This window comes from Ignavibacteriales bacterium, assembly GCA_026390795.1.
Classification (GTDB): Bacteria; Bacteroidota; Ignavibacteria; order Ignavibacteriales; family Melioribacteraceae; genus Fen-1258.
In genome coordinates this window covers 313,529-333,436 of record JAPLFG010000005.1, presented here as the reverse complement: position 1 = coordinate 333,436, position 19,908 = coordinate 313,529, and the positions used below count along the sequence as shown (strand labels likewise).

The window sequence follows — 19,908 nt, the reverse complement described above, 5'->3', positions numbered from 1 at the left end:
TAAATAGTTTTTCTTTTGCATATGGAATTGCTAATTTTGCCCACCAAAAGAAGATAGAACAAAATGAAAAAATTATTCCTTCTCGCATTAATATTATTTTATTCAACAACACTAATTGCCCAGGAGGGTGAGGACGTAGGCTGGGTTGCGCGTTTTGGCGCCGCATTGGGTGTTACTCCTACTTATGCCTTTCCTAATGTGGACCCAATAAATATTCAATTAAAAGAGATGAAGATTGATCCGCTCTCAACTTCGGGTATGTTTGTAATTGGAGGCGGAGGTTATGCTTATATAATGATGGTTGATAATTTAAGAATCGGCGGAATGGGTGTTACAGGTTCTCAAAGTACTACCGGGGTTGTTGGGGGACTCAACAGAGAAGTTAAATATAATTGCAGTTTTGGCGGTCTTACAATTGAATATACACTTCCATTCATTAAAAATATAGCTGTTTCAGTTGGTACAGTCTTAGGTATGGGTACTACAAGCATTGAAATTTATCAAAATTCCGGTTCTTTTAATTGGACAGACACATGGAAAAAAGTAAATGCCGGGACATCTTCAACTAATGTAAGTGATAAAATTGCCAATTCATTTTATTCAGTTACACCAACATTGAATGTTGATATCCCCATCAGCAGATTTATTGCGGTTCGAGTCGGCGGAGGTTATGTTGCATCTTTTGGAAACGACTGGAAAATTAATAATGACAAAAATCTAGATGGCACACCGTCAGATTTAAGCAGCAACTCATTTTTCATTCAAACCGGAATTTATTTCGGATTATTCGCATTCTAAATATGGCTGCAAAAAAAATACTTGTTACAGGCGGTGCCGGATTTATCGGCAGTAATTTCATTAATCATATCTTATCAACACGGGATGATTTTGAGATTATAAATCTGGATAAACTTACCTATGCGGGTAATTTAGAGAACCTAAAACCTAGCGAAGGGAAAAAGAATTATCATTTTGTAAAGGGTGATATCACAAATAACGAATTGGTAGATTACATCTTTAACAAATTTTCAATTAAATATGTAATTAACTTTGCGGCTGAATCGCATGTTGATAGAAGCATTCTCGGCTCAGAAGTTTTTTATAGAACAAATGTTGTCGGAACAAACGTTTTACTGGAAGCTGCACGCCGTTACGAATCGGAAAAATTTTTACAGATCTCAACAGATGAAGTTTACGGCAGTCTAGGTGCAACCGGATTATTTACAGAGAATACTCCACTCTCTCCGAACAGCCCTTATTCATCAAGTAAAACTGCGGCTGATATGGCGGTTCTTGCATTCCACCATACATACGGATTGCCAGTTTTAATTACGAGATGTTCGAACAATTATGGACCTCTTCAATTTCCGGAAAAGTTAATACCGTTGATGATTATAAATGCACTCGGTAATAAAAAATTACCGGTCTATGGCGATGGTTTAAATGTGCGCGATTGGATTTATGTATTAGATCATAACATAGCTGCAGAACTTGTATTTGAAAAAGGGAAGTCCGGTGAGGTTTATAATATTGGTGCAAGCAGAGAAATGAAGAATATTGATATTGTAAAGTTGATATTGCAAAAACTTGGAAAAAATGAAGATCTAATTGAATATGTTAAAGACCGTCCTGGGCACGACAGACGTTACGCTATAGATTCATCAAAAATTCAAAACGAACTTGGATGGAAGCCGACCGTTCAATTCGAGCAGGCTATAGGAGATACAATTGATTGGTATCTCCAGAACAAAAATTGGTGGCAGAGAATAATTTCCGGTGAGTATCAGAAATATTATGAACTTCAATACAAAAATCGTTAGATTTGTGACGTTCGAAAACCAACATGGAGTAATATACAACTGCCTCTTTTTACCTATCTTATTTGTCACATTTTTCAATTTTAACATAATCGAACTCATATGAAAAAAATACTTATTGTAATTACTTTACTTGTGACTTCGCTTTCATTTGCTCAGCAGAATGAACAGCAGTCATTAAAACAGTCTAACCTTTCAATGCTACAGCCTATTACGGTAACTGTCGGAGGAGATTTTATTGTGAACGGCTCATTCCCGGCTGTAAAATCCGAAAGGCTTGATCAATTCATAACCACTCTTTACACCGAGGCTCAGCAAAGAGCACTCAGCTCTCTAAACCAGCTTGAAACGATTAAACAGGTTGAGAAAGAAATTTCTAGATATGCTTTAAGAGATATTACTTTAAAACGATCGAACGGAGAGGTTGTAATAATCGATTTGCTCAAGTTCAGATTAACCGCGGATTTTAAATTTAATCCATACTTGATGAACGATGATGTAATCATATTTCCATCATATGATAACGATAGAAATATAGTCGATATCAACGGTGCAGTAAACAAACCCACAAAGTTTCAGTTTGTTGAGGGTGATAATCTCTCTGACGCAATACTTTTTGCCGGCGGAATTAATGCGGCTTATGACAATATCAAAACAGCAGAAATTTCTCGTCTGAATTCTTCAGGAGATAAAGAGGAAATTATTTCAATAGATATAAATAGTAATTTCCCATTGAAATACGGTGACAGAATTAGAATTATGGCCGATCAAAATCAGAAAAAAGTTTTTAAAGCTCTTGTTCTTGGCGAAGTTAAAAATCCGGGTTATGTTTATTTGAAACAAAATGGCTCTTTATTAGGTGAAGTAATTCAAAAAGCGGGCGGATTTACATCCAATGCAGATCTGACTCGCTCTGAAGTTATTCGAAATTATAACGCAGTCGAAATGCTTAAAAAATATCAGCTTACGGAAGATTATCTGAATAGTCCTGATAAACTACTTCTCCCCGAAACCCAGTTAAAAATGCAGCAGATGCAAGACGCGTTAACTTTATTAAGAACAAATAATCTTCAACTTGAAGACACATTATTTTTTAATATAGACAATCAGTTGAGAGTCTTACGGGGTGAAAGCCTTGTAGATTTTACAAAATTATCCGATCCGCAATCTGATGAAAGCAATTTCATAGTTAGAGATGGAGATATGGTCATTGTCCCTCAACCTTTTAATTATGTCTATGTATTTGGACAAGTTTCAAAATTTGGTTATGTAAAACATGCCGAAGGAAAAAATTATAAATATTATGTTGAGAAAGCTGGCGGTAAAACAGAAATGGCACGAGAAGATGATGATGAAATTGTTGTGATAAAAGGAAAAGGAAAAGCGTGGATCACAGAGGATAAAGAAAAATTAAAAATTGAACCAGGCGATTATGTCTTCGTTCCCAAAATCATTCCCCGAAATTTTAATTATTACTTGTCAAGGGTAAGTGGTATTGCAGGAACTATAGGAAGTGTGGCAACCATTATATTACTGCTAATACAGTTTGGAAAATAGTTAATCATCTAAGAAGGTTCTGAATGAGCGACCAACTGAACAATCAAGAAAGCAACGTAAAAGCTGGAAACACTTTTTTTGAATTTTTAACCGTGACGGTAAAATACCGCTGGTTCCTCTTTTTATTTGTATTTTTAATAACCGCAGGTGCAACTGGATATGCTTTACTTGTGCCTAAATGGTTTTTAGCAACCGCTTCCGTACTTCCGGCAGAAAAGACAGATTTACTATCTTCCATTACTGGGCTTTCAAATCTTGCTAAAGGATTTTCGGCTTCCAAAGGATTAGCGGCATTAACCGGAAGAAATTCAGAATCCGATAAATACGTTGCAATACTCAAAAGCGCTACAGTTACAGACGATGTAATTAAAAAATTCGATCTAAAAAAGGAATACGATAGAGAAGACGATTACTACGAGAAAGTAGTAAAAGATTGGCAGTCAAATTTTATTTTGGAAATTCAAGATGAAGGCAATTTGACAATTTCAGTGCTCGATAAAGATGCAAATAAAGCTGCTGAGATTGCTAATTATCTTGTCTTAAGACTAAATGAAATTAGTACTGTATTGGGAGTCCAGAATGCGAAAGCAAATAGAGAATTTGTTGAAAAGAGATACTTCCAAAGTGTAAATGATATTGCAAATCTTGAAACAAGTATGAAGTTATTTCAGCAGAAATACGGAGTGATAGCTGTTCCCGAACAAATTGAGGCTACTGTTAAATCAATGTCGAGCATTTATGTCGATCTATATAAAAAAGAAATTGAATTAAATGTGTTGAAACAAACTTACGGCAATGATCATCCTATGACATCCAATGCACAAATCGAATTGAATGAGCTGCAGAAAAAAATTAATCAATTAAATGCCGGCACTGATTCATCACAAAAAGATGTTAACCTTTTAATTCCATTCAAGAAAGCACCGGAACTTGGCAACGAGTATCTGAAAATATTCCGCAATTTAGAGATTCAATACAAAATCCTTGAATTTATTCAACCTCTTTACGAACAAGCAAAAATTGAGGAAGTGCGGAACACTCCTTCTGTTTTGGTGCTTGATAGAGCTACTCCGCCGGATAGAAAGGCAAAACCAAAAGGAACAATCTATGCGCTTGTTTCATTTGTCTCGTCAATTCTTGTCGGTTTCTTTTTTGTCTTTCTGAAAGAATTATTTATAAAATTTAAGAAAACAGATCCTGAAAAGCATCACTATATTTTTTCACAATTGAGATCGGATCTTTCAAAGCTGCCGTTCACTAAAAAGGCGAATCGTTAATGTCCGAAGCAATGAGAATTCGTAAGAACTCTCTTTACTCAACTCTTTCAATTACTTCACGGTTGATTGCTAATGTTGTCGTTTTTTGGGTATTGGCAAGGTATTATGGCCCAGCCATATTTGGTAAATTTACATTTGCTCATACTCTAACATTAATCTTTATACTTTTTGCGGATTTTGGAATTGATGTTCTTTTAACTAATGAAATAGCTAGAAATAGAAATAATGCGATTCAGATATTTCGACAATACTTTTCATTAAAATTGATTTTTACCTTGCTTGCATTATCGGGGATGTTGTTATTTGTTTTGTTCAATAATCTTGATCTGCAATCTAGAAGCCTGCTATTAATTTTTAGTTTATATGTTGTATTCAATACTCTATCTAATTTCCTATTCGCTTTTTTTAAAGGATATGAAAAATTAGAATACGAGATGAAAGTATCGCTATTCGTAAATATTTGTTTGTTTATTTTTACTTTGATTTTAATTGTAATAAAAGCAAATATATTATATGTCGCTGGCGTTTTTGTTATTACTCGATTTCTCGGTTTTGCTCTTGGACTGAAGTATTCTTTTATAGTTGAAAAGAATATATCCTATAAACTTGTATTCGGTGGCTTCGGAGAAATAAAAGATAAAGTACTTGTTTTTGGACTTCACCTTTTTTTTAATTATTTGTTTTTTCAGTTGGATACAATACTTTTGGCGTTGTGGAAAGGTGATTATGATGTTGGGATTTATCAATCTGCCTTTAAGCTGATCTTAATTCCATTAGTTATTCCAGATATATTAACGAATACATTAACTCCGGTGCTGGCTCGTTTCAATATAGAAAATCAAATCCAATGGAAAAGACTTGGAAACATTATGAATAAGGTCTTATTCATAATTGGGTTACCGATTTCAATTATACTGTTTGTTTCATCCGAGCAAATAATAAATATTATTTATGGTTCAAAGAATTATTGGCAGGCAATTCCAGTGCTTCGTGTATTTGCAATTATTCTTTTTATTAGATTCAATTTAGAAGCATTTGCACTAAATTTAACTACTTCTAATCGCCAAAATATTCGCATGTATGTTGTTATTATTGCAACACTTCTAAACTTTGTTCTTAATTATTTTATAATACCAGTTTATGGAGCTTTTGGAGCAGTAACTGTTTCTCTTATTACCAACTGTTTTGTCGGCTTTATATATTTTGTTGTAACTATTCCATCTTTTAATAAATCAGTCATGAACTTCAAAACATGGTTTGTGTTTATTATGTCGATGGGATTGTCTTTATTATTATGGTTATTTAAATCTGTGACAATATTTTTAATAGCTCCAACGGTAATAATTATATTCATCTTGATCGGTTATTTTTATTTTTTCACGAAGGAAGAAAAAAAATTGATTTTGCCTAAAGGGTCAGAATTCCTAGCTATAAAGTCACGGTTTTTCTAAGAGTACTCCATATGACAGTCATATCCTTCATATGTATATCAATTTTTCTTTTATTTACACTCTCTTTGTTTAAGAAAGATTCTGATATTTTTTCTCCAGCCAGATTATTTATTATAATTTGGTCAATGGCCATCGGATTAACAGAATTAAAATTTAGTAGATTTCAAATCCAGTGGACAAGTTATAGTTGGATTATGTTGTTCCTTTCATTAACCTCAATGTTAATCGGAATGTTTATTGTCTATGTAATTAATATTGACAAACCCATTAAGAAATTAGATCAAATTCGGAAATCGATTATTAATAATTCAATCAATTCCAGATTGCTTTTTCGTTATATAAATATTTTGGGAATAATGTACTTACTTTCGTTTGCAATTTCATTTGTAGTTATTGGATATGTCCCTTTGTTTACAAGTCTACCTGATGTAACGCGAACAAAATGGGGAATTTTTGGATTTGGACTCTTCATACAATCACTGCCGAGTATACTATACCTAATTATACTTTATAGTTTTATAGTAAAAGGGGAACTCAAAAGGAAAATTGTTTTAGCTGTATTGTTCTTATTAAGTGTTGTAACCTATCTTCTCTTATTACAAAGGTATTACATAGTATTTTCACTGATAATTTCGGGTGTTGCCATCTATTATGGATTGAGAAAATTGAAGACAAAAAACGTTATTAGCATTATCCTCATTCTTAGTTTTATTCTTTATGGAGTATCTACATTAAGGTTGAGCAGATATGCTCTTAATTTTCTTTATTATTTGAGCCGTATGAAATTTGATGTCAAGTATTCCATTTTCACAGAACCATATATGTACGTAGCAATGAACCTGGAGAATTTTGCAAATGCAGTAAATAAACTTGATAGATTTAGTTATGGAATATTTTCATTTGATTTTGTTTTAGCTCTTACGGGATTGAAACATACTTTAAGCGAATACTTACATATTTTTGATTACCCACATTTGATAACAAACAATTATAATACGTATACAATGTTTTTTATATACTACAGAGATTTTGGTATTATTGGTTTAGGATTCATCCCTCTTTTTCTGGGTATGGCTATTTCTACATCTTATTATAAAATGAGACGTAATCCAAATCTCAATACAATATCCATGTATGCTATTTGTGTATTTGTCATTCTCTTTTCTTTCTTTGTTCCCATAATTAGTTTTCTTCATTTTGCTTTTAATCTATTTCTAATTTATTTAATTACAAAACTGGTAATGGTGTCTAATACCACGCTCGAAAAGTAATGAGGCATTTTTTTAAACTTTGTTAGTTCTGTTATGAAATCGAAAAATCAAAGTAGGTATGCGAAACCTTCTAAAGTTGTAAAAGAGCATAAATAAATCAAAATAAATAAGTTTGCTTACTAAACTTTAGAGTTTCATTTAACAACACTAAATTCACCACTAGTGATATTCGTATATTCAGTTGATGCTTTAACATGATGACTGAATCCAATTTAGATGGTTGTGTAATTTATACAAATAGGAAATATCAATGAACATCTTGCGTTTTATTAAGTTTGGAATGAAATTCGTTTTACCGCCTGATATTTTTTTGCGGATATTAGTTTGGAAGCGCGGTTATCCAGAACCAGAATTAAGGTTAATTCCTTACTTGTGTGACAAATCAAAAGTTTCGATTGATGTAGGTGCGTCCGAAGGATTGTATACAACTCATATGTGTTTACATTCAAAAAGGTGCATCGCATTCGAACCTCGAGTTAATGCGGCAAAAGATTTGGAAAGACTTTTATCTGGCTTGAATCCACCAATACAAATTGAAACAACGGCTTTATCAAATAGAGCTGGAATTGCCAACTTGAAAGTTTTTCCTGCTGAGGTAGGACGTAGCACCATTGAGCATGAGAATCATATAGAAAAATACGGAAATATTGATAGTGTAACCGTGCCTGTTAAGAGACTTGATGACTTCGAATTTACAGAGGCAATTGGTTGCATAAAGATCGATGTTGAAGGTCACGAGGAATCAGTTTTACTTGGTGCCCATCTGTTGCTCTCCAGTAACCATCCGATAATACTGATCGAAATGGAAGAAAGACACAAATTGGGAACGATCAAAAAGGTTATTTCATTATTACAACAGTATGGTTATAATGGATTTTTTTATGAAAATGAACATTTAGAAAAGATAGAATTTTTCGAAAATAATATTCATCAAAATATTTCTAATGTTGAGAAAAAAGGAAAGTATATAAATAATTTCATTTTTTTTACTAATGAATCCAGGAATAGAATTCAACACCTTTTACGGTAGTGCTTTATATAAATTTTGGCGATCTTTCTCTATACATGATAAAAATATTCCAATTCGTGTATTTCAGATACATAATATTTGTCAAACTGATTTTTAAATAGCAATTGTATTGAATAATTTCACATTAATAACAAAATAGAACTTGGAGCTCTGAATGGGAAAATTCTTTATACCAAATCAGTTTAAAAAGATATATAAAGAGTATAGTCATAAAACCTTTTCCTTGTTGGATGTTGGTTGCGGCAATCATTCGGCACAAAAGGCTAAACAGTGGTTTCAAAATTGTAAATATTATGGTATAGATAAAGCTTGTTGCAATAATGATAATCTGGATTTTTCATTAATGGAAAAATACTACGAAATTGATCTTGAAAACGAAATTGAAAAACTTGATAATATCCCCAACAATTATTTTGACGTTATCATTTGTAGTCATGTTATAGAGCATATACCAAATGGGATAGAAGTTATCAATAGATTAACTAAGAAAATAAAAGTATTTGGAAGAATTTATATAGAGTTTCCTTCAGTAAAATCGTTATCTCTCCCTAGCATGCAGGATACTCTCCATTTTTGTGATGACCCTACTCATGTGAGAATTTATAGCATTCAGGAATTAGCCAATGAACTTCTTAAAAATAATTTTGGAATAATAAAAGCTGCCACACGCAGGGATTTGAAAAGAATAATATTTACTCCATTAGTATTGATACTTGATTGGTGGAAAACTCGTCGATTAGTGGCTTATGGCTTGTGGGATATTTTAGGTTTTGCGGATTATATTTATGCGGAGAAACGTAATTCATAATATTGCAATAAGAGAGTTTGCCATACCAACCTTATTATATAAAGTTGGTAAACATTTTCTAAATTAACAGGTATTTTAGATTAGTGAAGATATTAATCATAACTACACAAATCCCCTTCCCTCCTTTTAGAGGAGATAAATTAAAGATTTTTAATATTTGTAAAATACTTGTTAAGAGAAATGAGGTCAAAGTTGTAACATTTTTAAGGAAATCTTCCGAAGCGAGATATGTAGAAGAGCTTAAGGAAAAAGGTATTAATGTGGAAGTAGTAAAATTTCCTTATTTCAAATCAATACTAAATTTATTTCGATCGGTCATTTCTGCTGTTCCTTTTCAGGTGTCAGCATTTTATTCAAAAAAAATGCAATCAAAAATCTTTGAATTGACGTCGGTAGAAAAATATGATGTTATCTATTTTCACTTAATAAATACAGCACAATATTTGCCATTTATAAATGACATAGACGCTTTGAAAGTGATTGATTTTACGGATGCACTATCGCTTTACTTAACAAGGTATTTAGACTATGTAAAAAATCCCATTAAGAAGATGATATACAAATTGGAGTTAGGGAGAATAATTCGATATGAAAAAACAGCTAAATCTTTTGATACTCTTTTTATTTGTTCAGACGTTGATAAAGACTTTCTGGCAAGACAAAAAATTCATGATAATATACAATGTTTATTAAACGGATTTGATGAGAATGCATTCAAATATGAATTTATTCAGGCTGAAAGATTCAGAATCGTTTTTTCCGGTAATATGCCATATTTCCCGAACCAAGATGCCGCATTATATTTTGTAAAAGAAATATTTCCAATTGTACTGCTAAAAGTACCAACTGCCAAATTTTATATTGTTGGACAAAATCCTCCCAAAGAAATTTTAGATTTGCAATCAGAGAATATTATTGTGACCGGATTTGTATCTGATATCAAGAAGGAGTATTTACTTAGTGAAGTAAATGTGGCGCCAATTCGTATTGGTGCTGGTACTCCAAATAAAATAATCGAGTCATTGGCTCTTGGAATTCCAACAGTAGCTACTTCAATGTCGGTAAATGGATTTCCCGATGAATTAAAGAAGTTTGTCTTTACAGCGGATACACCAGAACTTTTCGCTGCCAGGATTATTGATATTTTTAATGATGGATCAATTCGTGGAAGATTGATGAAAGAGGGGAGTGAATTAGTCCACCGTCTTCTTGGATGGAATAGAATAGTAGAAAATTTTGAAGATTATTTGAACGAGCGTGTTGAAATAAAAAGAGAAAAATAAACTAATTCTCAACCATGTTAATCATGTGTTAATAACTTAGTGTAAATTACTGATAACCCTTCATGATAATTTTTCAAAGAAATACATTTAGATATATCTTCTTTTTTCTGTCTTAATTCTTCAAGTATCAGATCATAACTTGTTTCTAATGTTGTAATTGAATCGAGAAATGAATCGTAATTGCCGGATTCATAAGTTCTCCCAATATTAAATAATCTTATACTCTCATCCATCCCACCAATATTTGGTACAATGGGAATAATATTCAATGATAATGCTTCAAGAATTGAAAGTGGCGCGTTTTCATACCAAGAGGAAGTCATACAAAAATATTTTGCTAATTTAATATTGTTTACAAGTTCCTCGTTTTGAACAAATTTCTTAAAGACAATGCTGTCATTGCAATTCGAAGTTTTAGCAAGCTCTCTTAATTTATTTTCTTCTTCGCCTTCACCAATCAGAAGTAATCGAAAATCGTTGTTTGTTTTCATTTTCCAAAGAGAAAATGCAGCAATAAGAAATTCCAAATTTTTTTCTTTTGAAAATCTGCCAAAATAGCATATGAGATTCTCTTTCTTTGAATCAGATTTTGTCATATAGTTAATAATTGGATTTCTGATGACAATAATTTTTTTCTCATCAATTCCGTCTTCAATCATTTTATGTTTCAGAAAATCACTTGGAGAAATAAATTGATCGATAATATCCCGATGTCCCAATATATTATTTGCAACTAAACTTCGAATTCCCTTGAGAATCGAATGTATTCTTCCTCTTCTATCACATTTATCTTTAAAAATAAAAAATTTATATTTTTTACCAATACATTTTTCGCAAATATTATTATTTGCATAGTTGTATAAGCTTGCATTGGGGCAAATCAAATGAAAATCATGTAATGTCTGTATAACTCTGATATGATTATTTTTTTTTATTTTTTTTATGGCAAGAAGTATTGAGGGTGATATTGAAGCAAAAAATCCATGGAGATGAATAATGTCGATTGATTCTTTGTTAAGGAAATTTTTAAGAAGAAAATAATTATGAATCGAAAAAATATAGTTAAAAGAGCCTAAAATCTTGTTATCAACTTCCCAACTTGTGAAAGATATATCTGGGACTTCTGGGGAGTCCTTGAGTTTAACAAAGCCTGAGTAATTCTCGGCACTAATTAAATTGCATCGAGTAATATTGAAAATAGTTTCTGCGCCCCCCTTTCTATCATAACTATTGATATGTAATAATTTCAACTCATTCTCAAAATCAAAGTGAACAGAAACTAAATTTTTTAGAATTTTTATGCATTAAGCAAAGAGTGCTGATTTGGGACCAAATTAATTTGAGATTGATTCCTTGATTGAACCAAATACTCTTCCAACCTCAATTGTATCCATACAAAAATATTCATCATTTTTACAACTTGGAGTAAAAAAACATTTGCATTCTTTTGTTGGTTCTAAAATCTTTCCCAAACCAAACAGTTCGAACTCATTTTTGTTGAAAATATTGTTGAAAAGAACAATTTTTTTGTTGAGAGCTAATGTGATATGCATCGCCATCGTTACGCCCGTTACAACGAGATCGCACTTATCTACAAGATTTATAAATGTCTCTAAAGAAAAATGACCAAAATATTTGGCACCTGTGCATTCGGCGATTCGCTTATTCTTCTCATCTTCCTGTTCACCGCCAAGCAGTATAACTTCGAATCCGCTAACCAATAATTCTTTTACAAGTTGAATCCAATTCTTCTCAGGCCAAAGACGAGAGACCCAACGACCGCCGCAACCGGTATTTAATCCGATAACTTTTTTTGTTGTGTCAATTTGCCATTTAAGACCAAATTCTTCAAAAGTATCAAGAATATATTTTTCACCTTTGTAATCCAAACCGCAAATTTCAAATATTTCTTCGAGATAATTTTTTTTATTTGCTTTGTTTAGATCATCAAAAAGCCCGGTTAAATATTTATGTTCAGCATTATGATCTACGGGCTGAGGAAGTCCGTCTTTTAAAATGAAGCCCATCTTTTTCTTAGCCGTTAGTTGACTTGCAAGCGAGCAGGCTTCTTTATCCTTATCCAGATTGATTAAGAGATCAAATGAAACAGACTTTAGAAATAAGACCGATTCAAAATTAAATTTTAGAATTGTATGAACTTCTTGAGGAACAACTATCGGTGTGTGTGTTAACCAGTAAAATTTAGCATCCGGGTGTTCATTCTGAAGTCTTGTGAAGAGCGGTGTTGTTCTGATTACATCACCAATAGCACCGAGTTTAATGATTAAAATATTTTTAGTGTACTTTTTAAAGTATGGGCAATCTTCACAATGTACTGCATATTGCTTATGAGGTTTACACGGAACGTCTCCGCGGAAGAAAAGGCAATCGGTTTTTACAACCATCTAATAGATTTTTTTGTTGATTAATAGTGGGTAAAAATAAACAAATTGTATATCTGATGCTATTTTTCTTATTTTTTGTCTGAAGTTATAAAAGGCTGTTTAACCTCTACATTTTTTAATATGGATAACATTTAGTGAGAATATTAATAATAACGCCGCGTATTCCTTATCCGCCCTACCGAGGCGACAAACTCAAAATTTTTAATCTGTCAAAATCACTTGCAAAAAACAATTCGGTCACCGTTCTAACATTTCATGAGAACAAAAAAGATTTTGCTTATGTAACTGAATTAGAAAAGTTCGGAATTAATATTCAGACGGTCTCTCTACCAATTATTTCTTCATTAGTTAAAACACTTAGTGCGGTCTTTTTAAAAATTCCGTTCCAGGTCGCCTATTTCTCATCTAAAAAAATGGTGAAACTAATAAAGAAAACAATCGGGCAGAATGATTTTGATGTAATCTATTTTCATTTAATTAGAAGCGCTCAATATTTTGATGCTGCCGGAGATTCTAAAGCTTTAAAAGTGCTTGATTTTACAGATGCAGTTTCTCTTTATCTATCAAGATTTGCAGATGTAACAAAAAATCCAGTCAAGAAAATAGTTCTGAAAGAAGAGCTTTATAGAATTCAGAATTATGAAGCAGTTGCAAAAAATTTTGATACACTATTTATTTGCTCTGAAAAAGACAAAGATTATCTTGAAAAGAATAAACTTCATTCTAACATTCAGTTTCTACGGAATGGTTTCGATACCAGCCAATTCTCATCCTCCAAAATTCCTTTTATCAAAAACAGAATTATTTTTACAGGCAACATGCCTTATTTTCCAAACAGAGATGCAGCCATTTACTTTACAAAAGAAATTTTCCCGTTGGTGAGAGAAAATTACCCTACATCAAAATTTTATATTGTTGGTCAAAAGCCTCCGAGGGAATTGAAAAACTTAGCCTCGCCAAATATATTCGTTACAGGATTTGTGAAGGATATAAATACTGAATATCAGTTAAGTGAAGTCAATGTTGTTCCCATACGCTTTGGTGCCGGTACATTAAATAAAGTTATTGAAGCTTTAGCTCTGGGAATTCCAACGGTTGCTACAACAATGTCGATTGCCGGTCTTCCTAAGGAATTGAAAAAATACATTCTTCTTGCCGATAATCCGGAATCTTTTACAGATAAGATAATTTATGTTTTTGAGAATGAATCTGTTAGAAACGATATGATGAAAGAAGCTCAAGAAGTTGTTTCATCTTTATTAAGTTGGGATAAAATAGTCGGCGAATTCGAATTGTATCTCCAAAAAAGAATTCTGAAAAAATAAAAATAATTTTGGATCCGGAATCGAAAAAGTAACTAAAAATGTTTTCTCGCTTTCATTCGGGCAGCTAATCTCAAATGTTCTAAACATGATTGCGATAGTTATAGCTATACGCTTTCTCGGTGTTGAAAGTTTTGGAACGTTCAGCAGTTTACTTGCTGTTATTGGAATTCTTTCAAAATTCGTTGATTTCGGAATTGAACCGATAGTCTTTAGAGAATTTTCTAAAGAGAGAGATAATTTCCATCTTTTCAACAGCGCACTCTCGCTTCGTTTCTTTATTTATGTTCTTCTGGTTGTGGCATTCAATATCGCGGCACCGTTTTTTAATTATTCGACGAGAGAGATATTATTATCAAATATTCTTTTCACTACTATTGTGATGTCTTCCAAGCAAGTGAATATCCGCGAACTTCTTTCCACTCCCTTCAAAGTGAATCTTAAAATGCATTATCCAATGACACTTGCCGTATTGGATAATTTGATTCTTCTTTTAATGGTGGTATTTATTCCGTTCATGAAAGACGCTACGTTATATTTTGTTATCGTTTATGCTATTACGAACATACCGGGATTCATTCTATCGTTTTATTATTTGAGAAAAAAATATAACTACAAATATGAATTTACATTAGACCATGGAATTTGGCTTTTAAAGGAATCCTTACCGCTTTTTGGTTTTGTAATTCTTACAACAATATTTATGCAGATAGATATTGTTATTCTCAATTATTACAAAGGTCCTTATGATGTAGGTATTTACTCGGCAGGTGTAAGGTTAACAATGCCGTTGAGTATTATCCCTGGTGCAATAGTAACTACAGTATTTCCAATTTTGATTAAGAGAATGTCGGATCGGGTTAGTTCTGATTCTTTATCCAATCTAGTTATTAAACTTCTATACTTCATTTCTTTTATAATCGCAGCAGTTTTTACATTTGAGTCCGCTTCATTAGTGAAATTAATCTTCGGCGCACAATTTTTACCCGCGTCTCTACCGGCTTCAATTCTTTACTGGTGTCAGGTCTTTCTATTTTTTACTTTTTATACTCTGGTAGTTCTTATTGCGAAGAATCAACAATTTTACAATTTCATTTTCGGCGCAATTCAAGTTATTGTTAATTTGGGTCTGAATTTTTTATTAATCCCAAAATATTCTTTTCTAGGTGCTTCCTTAGCCAAGTTGATCGCAAGTTTCGCATCGTTTGTGTTTATACTTTTCATTATAAGCAAACTTGGGTATCGCCCATCAATAGGACGGTACAAAGTTTTACTCTGGTCATTTTTGATTTGTGGCGGTCTTTATCTACTTTCATTTCTTCCTGTTATTCCATACTTGCTGCTTTCGCCTATTTTTATTTTCTTTCTTACGTTAGGAATAAAGTTGTTTGGCGGAGAGGAACTTTTGATATTCTTCAAACTGGTTAATAAAGAAGAATCTGGAAAGCGATTTATTGAAAAATATAAATTGGAGTAATCTCCGTCAGTTTGCATTCTTTTTTCTAATTTTCATAAACCCAAATTCGACTGCTGCTTCACAGAATTTTTCAAAATTAGCATCACTTACTTCATGTCCAGAGGGCAATGGTTCTAATTCATAAAACATAATGCTGTCGAATTTAAAATCACGTGCAGCTTTGAATAAAGATCGGTATTCATTTGAATCTAATTGCGCGCTTATCCAGGGCATTCCGAATTTTTCTCCAATAAAACTTTTCCATTCGCCCCAAGTTTTCACCTGATCTATTCCAAGATTTTCATTGTCACCGTAACCGCTATATGTAATCAGATCAACAAATGGGAGAACTGTTGCGGCTTTATTTTCATCAAGTTCACTTACAATAAATTTTGCATGGGGATACAATTCTTCTTCGCTCAAAAAAGAAATGAGTTTTAGAAACTGTAAATAAGAATGACTTCTGCTAATCGGCTCATCAAAATAGTAAGCCCAAATTTTTCCTATTTCACGGATCTTCTTCAATTCTAATTCTTTATTTTTTATGAAATCAGGTAAATAAATCTGGTAGATAATATGCATTGAATCGAAGCCGGCTTGAGCAGCAACTGATTTTTCCTCATTTCCATAAATTGCAGCAACCAATAAATAGTTAAATCCCCAACGATCTTTTAATTCTTTCAACCGATCCGGGGATTTAAATCTATCATTGTGAGGCCAAATTCCAACCATCTTTCCCTCGACAACTTCGTAAGAATTCTTCTGAAATTGTTGAGCTGATAATTCAGAAACAGCAATTAAAATTATTGCCGAAAAAATGTTAAATAACTTAAATGAACGATTCATAAGCCATATCAATTTTTATGAAATTCCATTCTCAAATTAGAAATAAAAATCCAATCTTAAACGTATAACAGTTATATTTGCTTCAAAATATTACTCATTTACGCGGGAATAAATTAGGTAAAATGATTGACGTTTCCATCGTTATAATAAATTTCAATTCATTTTCGCTGTTGGATAATTGTCTTCAATCTTTGTTTGCCGAAACTCGAGGTGTGACTTTTGAAGTAATAACTGTTGATAACGGATCAACAGAAAAAGGTATTGATGAAATAGTAAAAAAATATCCAACGGTTAAGTTCATAAAAAATCAAAAAAGCGTTGGTTTTGCAGCAGCAAACAACCAGGGCTTTACTATTGCCGGTGGTAAATACATTCTAATGTTAAATGACGATGTGATTTTTATAGAAGATGCTATTACAAAAGTTATTGATTTTTCTAAAACAAAAAATGATAAAGCAATAATTGGATGCAAACTTCTGAATGAAGACAAATCCTATCAGATTTCAATTGTAGATTTCGATTCGCTGCCAAATCTCTTTGGAGAGAATTTATTTCTTTATAAATTATTTCCTGTGAATAAATATTTATCAAAGTATCACCAAAATTATACTAATCAAAATTTTCCTGTTGAAGTAGATGCAGTAAAGGGAGCTTTTCTTTTTATGGATCGCGAGATTTTAAAAAGACTTGGCGGGCTCGATGAAAGGTTTCATTTCTATTATGAAGAAACCGATTTTTGCTACCGTTGGAAGAATTTAGGCGGTAAAGTTTATTATTATCCGGGTGCTGAAATAGTTCATATCGGAGGAGCTAGTACAGACTCGAATCTCTGGTTCAAATATAGCAATCAGCATATTTCGAAAATTCAATTCTTTCAAAAACACTTTCATGGAATGAAATTAATTCTTGCATTAATATTGCATGAATTAGGACTGATTCTTCGTGTACCGCTTTATATTGTAAGCGGATTATTAAAAGCAGATTCAACGTTGATAAGAAAAGCGGTTTGTTATTTCCGGTCAATTTTTCTTTTCCCATCTAAATTTAGCGAGATTGATAAATGAAAAAAATTATGATTGTCTTCGGTACTCGTCCCGAAACAATCAAACTTGCACCAGTCATACAAGCTCTTAAAAGTGATAAATATTTTGAGACAATTGTATGTTCAACCGGTCAACATCGTGAGATGCTTCATCAAGTTTTGGATATTTTTAATCTTTCTGTGGATGATGATCTAGATCTAATGAAACCGGATCAGACACTTTTTGACATTACGGCAAATTCCTTAACACAATTGAAGTCTTCAATTGAAAAGTATAATCCGGATATTTTGATGGTGCAAGGTGATACCACTACAGCTTTCACTTCCGCCTTGGCTGCCTTTTATAAAAAGATTAAAATTGCACATGTTGAAGCCGGTTTACGAAGTTATGATTTGTTTCATCCATACCCTGAAGAAGCAAACAGAAGATTTATTTCTGTGCTCGCTAATTTTAATTTTGTTCCAACTTTGGATTCAAAAGAGAATTTGATTAAAGAGGGATTTGATCCTCGATCAATTTATGTTACCGGAAATACAGTTGTTGATGCACTTCATCAAATAAAATTAAAACTGGATAAACCTGAATTTGCAGATCAAATCCGAATGAATTTTGAAACAAAATACGGTAGTGGTCTTTTTAATAAGAAATTCATTCTTATTACTCTGCACAGGAGAGAAAAATTTGGCGATGAATTAGAAGAATTGTTAAGGACGTTAAAGGAATTAGCCGAAAAATATTCGGATTACAATTTTATTTATCCGGTGCATATGAATCCAAATGTAACCAACCCTGTAAGCAATATATTAAGTAAGACGAAAAATTTTATTCTGACGGAACCAATGGATTATCTACAATTTCTTTACCTTATGAGCAAATGTCATTTCATTATGAGTGATTCAGGAGGTGTACAGGAAGAATGCTTTGTCTTTAACAAACCGATAATTGTGATGCGCGAAGTAACTGAAAGAAATGAAGCCGTAAGGGCGGGATACGCATTTCTAACAGGAAGCAATAGAGAAAAAATTTTCACTCATTTCCGGGAAATTGATTTTAAACTAGAGAACGGATTTAATTATTTCACAACCGAAAATCCGTTCGGAGATGGAAATGCCTCTCAACGAATAGTAGAAATCCTTAAACAGAATTACCAAACTGAACAATAATAAAATGATTTCCGGTAGAGACATAATAATTTTTAATGACGATTGGGGAAGATTTCCATCTACTCTTCAACACATTGCGCGTGTGTTGATGAAACATAATAATCGAATTTATTGGGTCGGTTCAATTGGTCTGCGCCGACCGAAAATTAATAGCTCAGATTTAAAACGTGCCGTACAAAAAATATTTAAAGTTCTTTTTAAATCCGGAAAGAGCATTACCTTAAATGATGTTACACCGGAATTAATATTTCCTTTTATCATTCCTTTTCATGATTTCGGGATAATCAGGTTACTCAACACTTTTCTTATTTCAAAAGCGGTTAAAAAAGTTTTAGCTAAACATAAGGCGGTGAAACCGATTTTTATAACTTCCGCACCAATTACAGATCAACTTGTAGGAAGACTAGGAGAAGCCAGCGCATTTTATTATTGTGTTGATGATTATTCCTCAATGGATGGAGCATTTAAATCGATTCCGGGATTGGAAAAAAAATTAGTTGAAAAAGTTGACGGAGTATTTGCAGTGTCTGACTTTCTTCTTCGAACAAGAAAAAGATCAAAAGGAAATACTTTCTATGCGCCCCAAGGGGTTGAGACTAATCATTTTAAAAAGATAGACCAGCTTGCACCGCAAGTAAATGAAATGAAAAAACCGGTTATCGGTTTCTTCGGTTTGATCTCCGAGTGGATTGACTTGGATGTAATTTATGATTGCGTTGTTCATTATCCCGATTATACTTTTGTAATAATCGGAAAAACAGTGAGGGATTTAAGTCGCTTTTATGATTGTAAAAATTTTGCTTATTTGGGAGCGGTTGATTATAAGGAATTGATTAAATATGCTTCTGTGTTTGATGTTGGTTTAATTCCGTTTGAATTAAATGATGTTAGTATCGCTGCCAATCCCTTGAAATTGTTGGAGTATTTTTCTTTAGGAATTCCGGTTGTTTCTTCTAATTTGCCTGAAGTTTGTAAATTTAATGATCTTGTATTTGTGGCTAAGGATAAAACTGAATTTGTCCGGATGATTCGGATTGCAGTAGAAGATAATAAAGAAGAACGAAATCAATTGAGAATGAAGAAAGCCGAAGAATTTTCGTGGGAAGCTGTTACTGAAAAAGTTTTTAATACTGTTTTGCAAATTGAATCGCAAAAAACTAACTCATAAAACAGATAAGA

At 32.5% G+C, this 19,908-nt stretch carries 17 protein-coding genes; 14 read left to right on the top strand and 3 right to left on the bottom strand.

The features are described 5' to 3' along the window. Positions 1 to 63: 63 nt before the first annotated feature. From NTX65_17530 to NTX65_17490, 9 genes are all read left to right on the top strand, one after another. Positions 64 to 798, top strand: a complete 735-nt coding sequence (locus NTX65_17530) for a hypothetical protein (protein MCX6171139.1) — start codon at positions 64 to 66, stop codon at positions 796 to 798. Positions 799 to 800: 2 nt separating this feature from the next. Continuing rightward, complete coding sequence (gene rfbB, locus NTX65_17525) at positions 801 to 1,820, top strand: dTDP-glucose 4,6-dehydratase (GenBank protein MCX6171138.1); 1,020 nt, start codon at positions 801 to 803, stop codon at positions 1,818 to 1,820. A 99-nt stretch (positions 1,821 to 1,919) separates the two neighbouring features. Beyond that, a complete protein-coding gene (locus NTX65_17520) occupies positions 1,920 to 3,374 on the top strand; it encodes an SLBB domain-containing protein (protein MCX6171137.1) in 1,455 nt (484 codons plus the stop codon). A gap of 23 nt (positions 3,375 to 3,397) precedes the next feature. After that, a complete protein-coding gene (locus tag NTX65_17515; GenBank protein ID MCX6171136.1) occupies positions 3,398 to 4,651 on the top strand; it encodes a Wzz/FepE/Etk N-terminal domain-containing protein in 1,254 nt (417 codons plus the stop codon). Between the two features lie 11 nt (positions 4,652 to 4,662). Next, positions 4,663 to 6,102 carry a flippase gene (locus NTX65_17510; GenBank protein MCX6171135.1) on the top strand — a complete coding sequence of 480 codons (1,440 nt, stop codon included), beginning with the start codon at positions 4,663 to 4,665 and terminating at the stop codon, positions 6,100 to 6,102. 11 nt (positions 6,103 to 6,113) lie between these two features. Beyond that, on the top strand, positions 6,114 to 7,373 hold the full coding sequence (locus NTX65_17505) for an O-antigen ligase (GenBank protein MCX6171134.1): 1,260 nt from the start codon (positions 6,114 to 6,116) through the stop codon (positions 7,371 to 7,373). 250 nt (positions 7,374 to 7,623) lie between these two features. After that, a complete protein-coding gene (locus tag NTX65_17500; protein ID MCX6171133.1) occupies positions 7,624 to 8,403 on the top strand; it encodes an FkbM family methyltransferase in 780 nt (259 codons plus the stop codon). Between the two features lie 154 nt (positions 8,404 to 8,557). Beyond that, positions 8,558 to 9,211, top strand: coding sequence for a class I SAM-dependent methyltransferase (locus NTX65_17495; GenBank protein MCX6171132.1), 654 nt, complete (start codon positions 8,558 to 8,560; stop codon positions 9,209 to 9,211). An 83-nt stretch (positions 9,212 to 9,294) separates the two neighbouring features. Beyond that, entirely contained in the window at positions 9,295 to 10,494 is a 1,200-nt protein-coding gene (locus NTX65_17490) for a glycosyltransferase (protein MCX6171131.1), read from the top strand. A 17-nt stretch (positions 10,495 to 10,511) separates the two neighbouring features. On the opposite strand, the gene NTX65_17485 is transcribed toward NTX65_17490, so the two are convergent. Beyond that, positions 10,512 to 11,744: a glycosyltransferase family 4 protein gene (locus NTX65_17485; GenBank protein MCX6171130.1), complete on the bottom strand. Its 1,233-nt coding sequence runs from the start codon at positions 11,742 to 11,744 to the stop codon at positions 10,512 to 10,514. Positions 11,745 to 11,828: 84 nt separating this feature from the next. After that, positions 11,829 to 12,899, bottom strand: a complete 1,071-nt coding sequence (locus tag NTX65_17480) for a glycosyltransferase family 9 protein (protein ID MCX6171129.1) — start codon at positions 12,897 to 12,899, stop codon at positions 11,829 to 11,831. A gap of 134 nt (positions 12,900 to 13,033) precedes the next feature. On the opposite strand from NTX65_17480, the gene NTX65_17475 reads away from it, so the two are divergent. Both NTX65_17475 and NTX65_17470 read left to right on the top strand, forming a co-directional pair. Further along, positions 13,034 to 14,224, top strand: a complete 1,191-nt coding sequence (locus tag NTX65_17475) for a glycosyltransferase (GenBank protein MCX6171128.1) — start codon at positions 13,034 to 13,036, stop codon at positions 14,222 to 14,224. A gap of 19 nt (positions 14,225 to 14,243) precedes the next feature. Beyond that, a complete protein-coding gene (locus tag NTX65_17470; GenBank protein ID MCX6171127.1) occupies positions 14,244 to 15,698 on the top strand; it encodes a flippase in 1,455 nt (484 codons plus the stop codon). A gap of 6 nt (positions 15,699 to 15,704) precedes the next feature. Here NTX65_17470 and NTX65_17465 read toward each other — a convergent pair whose 3' ends face one another. Further along, positions 15,705 to 16,523, bottom strand: a complete 819-nt coding sequence (locus tag NTX65_17465) for a hypothetical protein (GenBank protein ID MCX6171126.1) — start codon at positions 16,521 to 16,523, stop codon at positions 15,705 to 15,707. A 122-nt stretch (positions 16,524 to 16,645) separates the two neighbouring features. Between NTX65_17465 and NTX65_17460 the strand changes: the two genes are divergently transcribed. Genes NTX65_17460 through NTX65_17450 form a run of 3 tightly spaced genes read left to right on the top strand, consistent with a single transcriptional unit; the run spans position 16,646 to position 19,897 of the window. After that, positions 16,646 to 17,587 (top strand): glycosyltransferase family 2 protein, encoded by a 942-nt coding sequence (locus NTX65_17460; protein MCX6171125.1) that lies wholly within the window; start codon positions 16,646 to 16,648, stop codon positions 17,585 to 17,587. Beyond that, on the top strand, positions 17,584 to 18,729 hold the full coding sequence (wecB, locus tag NTX65_17455) for a UDP-N-acetylglucosamine 2-epimerase (non-hydrolyzing) (GenBank protein ID MCX6171124.1): 1,146 nt from the start codon (positions 17,584 to 17,586) through the stop codon (positions 18,727 to 18,729). Before NTX65_17460 ends, wecB begins: the two co-directional genes overlap by 4 nt. Before the next feature lie 4 nt (positions 18,730 to 18,733). Next, a complete protein-coding gene (locus NTX65_17450) occupies positions 18,734 to 19,897 on the top strand; it encodes a glycosyltransferase (GenBank protein MCX6171123.1) in 1,164 nt (387 codons plus the stop codon). The last annotated feature ends 11 nt before the right edge of the window (positions 19,898 to 19,908 follow it).

Bases quoted from the DNA above. Each gene is read 5' to 3' on its own strand.
- rfbB (MCX6171138.1), top strand. From the start codon at position 801: ATGGCTGCAAAAAAAATACTTGTTACAGGCGGTGCCGGATTTATCGGC.
- NTX65_17530 (MCX6171139.1), top strand. From the start codon at position 64: ATGAAAAAATTATTCCTTCTCGCATTAATATTATTTTATTCAACAACA.
- wecB (MCX6171124.1), top strand. From the start codon at position 17,584: ATGAAAAAAATTATGATTGTCTTCGGTACTCGTCCCGAAACAATCAAA.
- NTX65_17495 (MCX6171132.1), top strand. From the start codon at position 8,558: ATGGGAAAATTCTTTATACCAAATCAGTTTAAAAAGATATATAAAGAG.
- NTX65_17510 (MCX6171135.1), top strand. From the start codon at position 4,663: ATGAGAATTCGTAAGAACTCTCTTTACTCAACTCTTTCAATTACTTCA.
- NTX65_17520 (MCX6171137.1), top strand. From the start codon at position 1,920: ATGAAAAAAATACTTATTGTAATTACTTTACTTGTGACTTCGCTTTCA.
- NTX65_17505 (MCX6171134.1), top strand. From the start codon at position 6,114: ATGACAGTCATATCCTTCATATGTATATCAATTTTTCTTTTATTTACA.
- NTX65_17515 (MCX6171136.1), top strand. From the start codon at position 3,398: ATGAGCGACCAACTGAACAATCAAGAAAGCAACGTAAAAGCTGGAAAC.
- NTX65_17500 (MCX6171133.1), top strand. From the start codon at position 7,624: ATGAACATCTTGCGTTTTATTAAGTTTGGAATGAAATTCGTTTTACCG.
- NTX65_17480 (MCX6171129.1), bottom strand. From the start codon at position 12,899: ATGGTTGTAAAAACCGATTGCCTTTTCTTCCGCGGAGACGTTCCGTGT.
- NTX65_17450 (MCX6171123.1), top strand. From the start codon at position 18,734: ATGATTTCCGGTAGAGACATAATAATTTTTAATGACGATTGGGGAAGA.
- NTX65_17460 (MCX6171125.1), top strand. From the start codon at position 16,646: ATGATTGACGTTTCCATCGTTATAATAAATTTCAATTCATTTTCGCTG.
- NTX65_17465 (MCX6171126.1), bottom strand. From the start codon at position 16,523: ATGAATCGTTCATTTAAGTTATTTAACATTTTTTCGGCAATAATTTTA.